5 protein-coding genes are annotated in these 4,590 nt (G+C 61.9%); 3 read left to right on the forward strand and 2 right to left on the reverse strand.

Annotated features, from left to right (window positions below):
• Positions 1-73: 73 nt before the first annotated feature.
• Together B3397_RS07555 and gpmI are read right to left on the reverse strand one after the other, a co-directional pair.
• The gene (locus B3397_RS07555; RefSeq protein WP_296248700.1) at positions 74-1,366 is read right to left on the reverse strand and encodes a murein hydrolase activator EnvC family protein; all 1,293 of its coding nucleotides are present in this window, start codon (positions 1,364-1,366) and stop codon (positions 74-76) included.
• Positions 1,367-1,543: 177 nt separating this feature from the next.
• Positions 1,544-3,079, reverse strand: a complete 1,536-nt coding sequence (gene gpmI, locus B3397_RS07560) for a 2,3-bisphosphoglycerate-independent phosphoglycerate mutase (RefSeq protein WP_296248701.1) — start codon at positions 3,077-3,079, stop codon at positions 1,544-1,546.
• A gap of 217 nt (positions 3,080-3,296) precedes the next feature.
• On the opposite strand from gpmI, the gene B3397_RS07565 reads away from it, so the two are divergent.
• The 3 genes from B3397_RS07565 to secB are packed head-to-tail and all read left to right on the forward strand — an operon-like array spanning position 3,297 to position 4,495.
• Complete coding sequence (locus B3397_RS07565) at positions 3,297-3,710, forward strand: rhodanese-like domain-containing protein (RefSeq protein ID WP_296248703.1); 414 nt, start codon at positions 3,297-3,299, stop codon at positions 3,708-3,710.
• A gap of 1 nt (position 3,711) precedes the next feature.
• Positions 3,712-3,966 carry a glutaredoxin 3 gene (gene grxC / locus B3397_RS07570; RefSeq protein WP_296248705.1) on the forward strand — a complete coding sequence of 85 codons (255 nt, stop codon included), beginning with the start codon at positions 3,712-3,714 and terminating at the stop codon, positions 3,964-3,966.
• Positions 3,967-4,012: 46 nt separating this feature from the next.
• Complete coding sequence (gene secB / locus B3397_RS07575; RefSeq protein ID WP_296248707.1) at positions 4,013-4,495, forward strand: protein-export chaperone SecB; 483 nt, start codon at positions 4,013-4,015, stop codon at positions 4,493-4,495.
• Positions 4,496-4,590 lie beyond the last annotated feature (95 nt).

The raw sequence follows: 4,590 nt of genomic DNA on the forward strand, positions 1-4,590 counted from the left end.
AATGCGGCATGTCTTACTGACTCCTGATACGGGTTCGCGCCTGTGACGGCTGCATTTTAAACGACTGCACCGATCAACCGCGGCACCACTGCGCGGGGTCGGTCGGCTTGCCTTGCTGGCGTATTGCAAAATACAGCGCGGGCGTACTCTGTCCGCCGCTGGTGCCCACGGTGGCGATGGCATCGCCGGCCTTGACCACGTCACCGGCAGACTTGAGCAGCGTCTGGTTGTGCCCATAAAGGCTCAAGTAACCGTTGCCATGGTCGAGAATGACCAGAAGTCCGGCACCGCGCAACCAGTCCGCAAACACCACGCGGCCGCCGTGCACGGCGTGTACCTGACTGCCCTGCTGGGCGCTGATCATCACCCCGTCCCATTTGGTACGGGCATCGTCGCCCCGGGTTTCGCCATAACGCGCCAACAGTCGACCATCGACAGGCCAAGGAAGTTTTCCTCGAGCTGAAGCAAAGGGGCCGCCGAAGCTCTCGCCGGTGCTGGAAACCATCGGGCCGGACGGTGCGCGTGCGGGTCTGCGGGGTTCTTCGTCATCACTGGGCCGGGCTGCGGCGGCCGCTTCGCGCTCGCGCCGCTGTTGCTCTTCGCGGGCGGCAATGAGGGCTTTCTGCCGGGCTTCCTCGGCTTCGCGCGCCTGGCGGGCCAGGGTTTCCTCGATGGTCTTGAGTACCTTGGCCAGGTCCGCCTGGTCCTGCTGGCGCGCGGCCAGCTTCTGGTCGCCCTGCTTGTACTGGTCGTTGAGCTTGGCCAGGGCCACCTGACGCTCCTTGCGGACCTTGTCCAGGTCTTCACGCTGGCTGTCCAGGTTGCCTTGCTGCACCAGCAACTGGGCCTGCTGCAGGTTGATGTCCTTTTCCACCCCGGCCAGTTGGCGCAGGGTCTCGTTGAAGTTCTTCAACTGCTGCAAGCGGGCTTGGCTGAGGTAGTCGTAATAGGTCAGGGTACGGGCGAATTTTTCCGGGTTCTGCTGGTTGAGCAGCAGCTTGAGGTATTCCTGGCGCCCACTCTGGTAAGCGGCGCGGGCCTGGATGGCGATCAGGCGTTGTTGTTCGACGCGAGCGGCCTGGAGCTTGTTTTTCTCGCCATCGAGGCGCTCCAGCTCGCTTTCAGTCTTTTTTAGTTCTTTTTGCAGGGCCTCCACCTGCTTTTCCAGCTTGCCCATCTCGGTTTCGGTGGTGCGCAGGTCTTTCTGCACACCGGATTTCTCTTCCTGGAGCTTGCCCAGGGTTTTTTGCAGCTCGGCGATGTCTTTTCGCGTGGCGTCTATCTGCTGCTGGGTTTGCGCGCGCTCGTCGGCGAAGGCCGGGCCGAGCAGGCATGTCAGGGTCAGTAGTATCAGGGCGCGGAGCATGGGGCGGGCAAGTACCAGGGTTGGGGACGGGGCTAGTATGCCCGCCTGGGGTGGCAAAAAAAATGGCTCGGAGTTGGGGAGCGGTGGTGGAAGGTCCCCTCACCCCAGCCCTCCCGGATCGCCGTATCGCCCCGAGGGAGAGGGGTGAGGGGACCATTCACCACTGATCCCCCGCGATCACGCCTCGACCAGAATCGAAGTCCCGGTCATCTCCGCAGGCTTGTCCAGCCCCATCAGCCACAGCATGGTTGGCGCGACATCGGCCAGTACGCCACCGTCGCGCACTTTCACAGCGCGCTTGCCGACATAGATGAACGGTACCGGCTCGGTGGTGTGGGCGGTATGTGCCTGCCCTGTGGACTCGTCTTCCATCTGTTCGCAGTTGCCATGGTCGGCGGTGATCAGCGCTTCGCCGCCGACCTTCTCCAGCGCGGCGGCAATGCGGCCGACGCAGGTGTCCAGGCATTCCACGGCCTTGATCGCCGCTTCCATGATGCCGCTATGGCCGACCATGTCGCCGTTGGCGTAGTTGACCACGATCACGTCGTAACGCTGGTGCTCGATCGCATCGACGATCTTGTCGGTGACTTCCGGCGCGCTCATTTCGGGCTGCAAGTCATAGGTGGCCACCTTGGGCGAAGGAATCAGGATGCGCTCTTCGCCGGGAAATTCCTCTTCGCGGCCGCCCGAGAAGAAGAACGTCACGTGGGCGTATTTCTCGGTTTCGGCGATGCGCAGCTGGGTCTTGCCATTCTTGGCCAGGTATTCGCCCAGTACGTTGTTCAGGCTGGTGGCAGCAAATGCCGCAGGGGCCGGAATCTTCGCCGAGTACTGGGTAAGGCCTACGTAGCCGGCGAGCTTGGGCTGGCGTTTGCGCGGGAAGTCGCTGAAGCCGTCTTCGACGAACACCCGGCTCAGTTCGCGGGCGCGGTCGGCGCGAAAGTTCATGAAGATCATGGCGTCGCCATCTTCCACCCGCACGGGCTCGCCAACCGTGGTGGCCTTGACGAACTCATCGCTTTCGCCACGCGCGTAGGCAGCCTCCAGCCCTTGCAGGGCGGTGGCGGCATGATACTCGGACTCGGCGTCGACGATCAGATTGTAGGCGGCGGCGACACGGTCCCAGCGATTGTCACGGTCCATGGCGAAATAGCGGCCGATCAGGCTGGCGGTGCGGCCACGGCCCAGGCGGGCGAAGGTGGCGTCCATCAGCTCCAGCGAGGACTGCGCGCTTTTGGGCGGAGTGTCGCGGCCATCGAGGAAGGCGTGCAGGTAAATCTTCTCGGCGCCACGTTTGGCGGCCAGTTCTGCCATGGCCACCAGGTGATCCTGGTGGCTGTGCACGCCGCCATCGGACAGCAGGCCCATGAAGTGCACGGCCTTGCCTGCAGCCACGGCCTTGTCGACGGCAGCGCAGAGGGTGGGGTTTTCGAAAAACTCACCGTCGCGAATGGCTTTGGTCACCCGCGTGAAGTCCTGATACACCACGCGCCCGGCGCCCAGGTTCATGTGGCCCACTTCCGAGTTGCCCATCTGTCCGTCGGGCAGCCCGACATCCATGCCTGACCCCGAGATCAAACCGTTGGGCTGCTTGGCCATGAGGCCGTCGAGCACCGGCTTGTTGGCCGAATAGACAGCGTTGTATTCGTGGCTTTCGCTGTGACCGAAACCATCGAGGATGATCAGGACCAGAGGTTTGGGCGTGGTTGTCATGGATCCCACTCGCTATTGTCAGGAAGAGAATTCAGGAAAAGTCGGCATTTTAGGGCATTGCGCGCCTGCGTGACGAATCTTGCGGGTTTATTTCGGCAAGGCTCATGAACAATAACGACAGACAGCCCAAAGCGCTGTACGGTTCCGTCCGGCGGGCTTTGGCCGGACTGGGGGGCTGTGTATACTGGCCGACATTTTAACGCCCTGGAACCCGCTGATGGTTGCTCACCTGATTGAATTCGCCACAAATCACTATCTGCTCGTGACCGCGTTCGTGGTCTTGCTGGTCATGCTGATCATGATGGAAGTCAGCAAGGGCGCGAAGAGCCTGAGCCCCCGTGAACTGACCGCGCTGGTCAACAGCGAACAGGGCGTGGTGGTGGATATCCGCAACAAGAAGGAATTCGCCGCCGGTCATATCGTTGGCGCGCTGAACATTCCCCAGGACAAACTGGCCAGCCGTGTCGGCGAGCTGGAAAAGTACAAGGGCAAGACCTTGATCGTGGTAGATGCCATCGGCCAGCACGCCGGTAGCGCCTGCGGCGAACTGACCAAGGCCGGCCACACCGCCGCCAAGCTGTCCGGTGGTGTCTCGAGCTGGCGTGCCGACAACCTGCCCGTGGTGAAGTGATATGAAACCTGTCGTCGTCTATTCCAGTGACTACTGCCCTTACTGCTCGCGCGCCAAGTACCTGCTGGAAAGCAAGAAAGTGGCGTTCCAGGAAATCAAGGTCGACGGCAAGCCGGATCTGCGCCGCGAAATGAGCGCCAAGGCGGGCCGCACTTCGGTGCCGCAGATCTGGATCGGCGACACCCATGTGGGCGGCTGTGATGACCTTTTCGCCCTGGAGCGCGCGGGCAAGCTCGATGCGCTGCTGCAGGCGTGATGCCACACCCCTGACGAACAACCTCTGAAGATCACAAGGATCTGCGATGACTGACCAAGCGAACAATGGCGCTGCCGCCGAAAACGAACCGCAGTTCTCGCTGCAGCGCATCTATGTGCGTGACCTGTCGTTCGAAGCACCGAAAAGCCCGGCGATCTTCCGCCAGCAATGGGAACCGAGCGTTGCCCTGGACCTGAACACCCGTCAGAAAGGTCTGGAAGGCGACTTCCACGAAGTCGTGCTGACCCTGTCGGTTACCGTCAAGAACGGTGAAGAAGTGGCGTTCATCGCCGAAGTGCAACAGGCCGGTATCTTCCTGATCAAGGGCCTGGACGAAGGTTCGATGAGCCACACCCTGGGTGCGTTCTGCCCCAACATCCTGTTCCCGTACGCCCGCGAGACCCTGGACAGCCTGGTGACCCGCGGTTCGTTCCCGGCCCTGATGCTGGCGCCGGTGAACTTCGATGCCCTGTACGCGCAAGAGCTGCAGCGCATGCAGGAATCTGGCGAGACCCCTTCGCTGCAGTAAGCGGATGCGGTTTTGCGGGATATGAAAAAGCGCCTTTCGGGGCGCTTTTTTTTGTGTGGGGCTTTAGGGCCTCTTCGCGGCTGTACGCCGCTCCT

Origin of the sequence: Pseudomonas sp. UBA4194 (assembly GCF_002379585.1) — a bacterium.
Taxonomy (GTDB): domain Bacteria; phylum Pseudomonadota; class Gammaproteobacteria; order Pseudomonadales; family Pseudomonadaceae; genus Aquipseudomonas.

What these genes read in the sequence shown, in the direction of transcription:
- gpmI (WP_296248701.1), bottom strand. Translation starts at nt 3,079, where the DNA reads ATGACAACCACGCCCAAACCTCTGGTCCTGATCATCCTCGATGGTTTC.
- grxC (WP_296248705.1), top strand. Translation starts at nt 3,712, where the DNA reads ATGAAACCTGTCGTCGTCTATTCCAGTGACTACTGCCCTTACTGCTCG.
- B3397_RS07565 (WP_296248703.1), top strand. Translation starts at nt 3,297, where the DNA reads ATGGTTGCTCACCTGATTGAATTCGCCACAAATCACTATCTGCTCGTG.
- secB (WP_296248707.1), top strand. Translation starts at nt 4,013, where the DNA reads ATGACTGACCAAGCGAACAATGGCGCTGCCGCCGAAAACGAACCGCAG.
- B3397_RS07555 (WP_296248700.1), bottom strand. Translation starts at nt 1,366, where the DNA reads ATGCTCCGCGCCCTGATACTACTGACCCTGACATGCCTGCTCGGCCCG.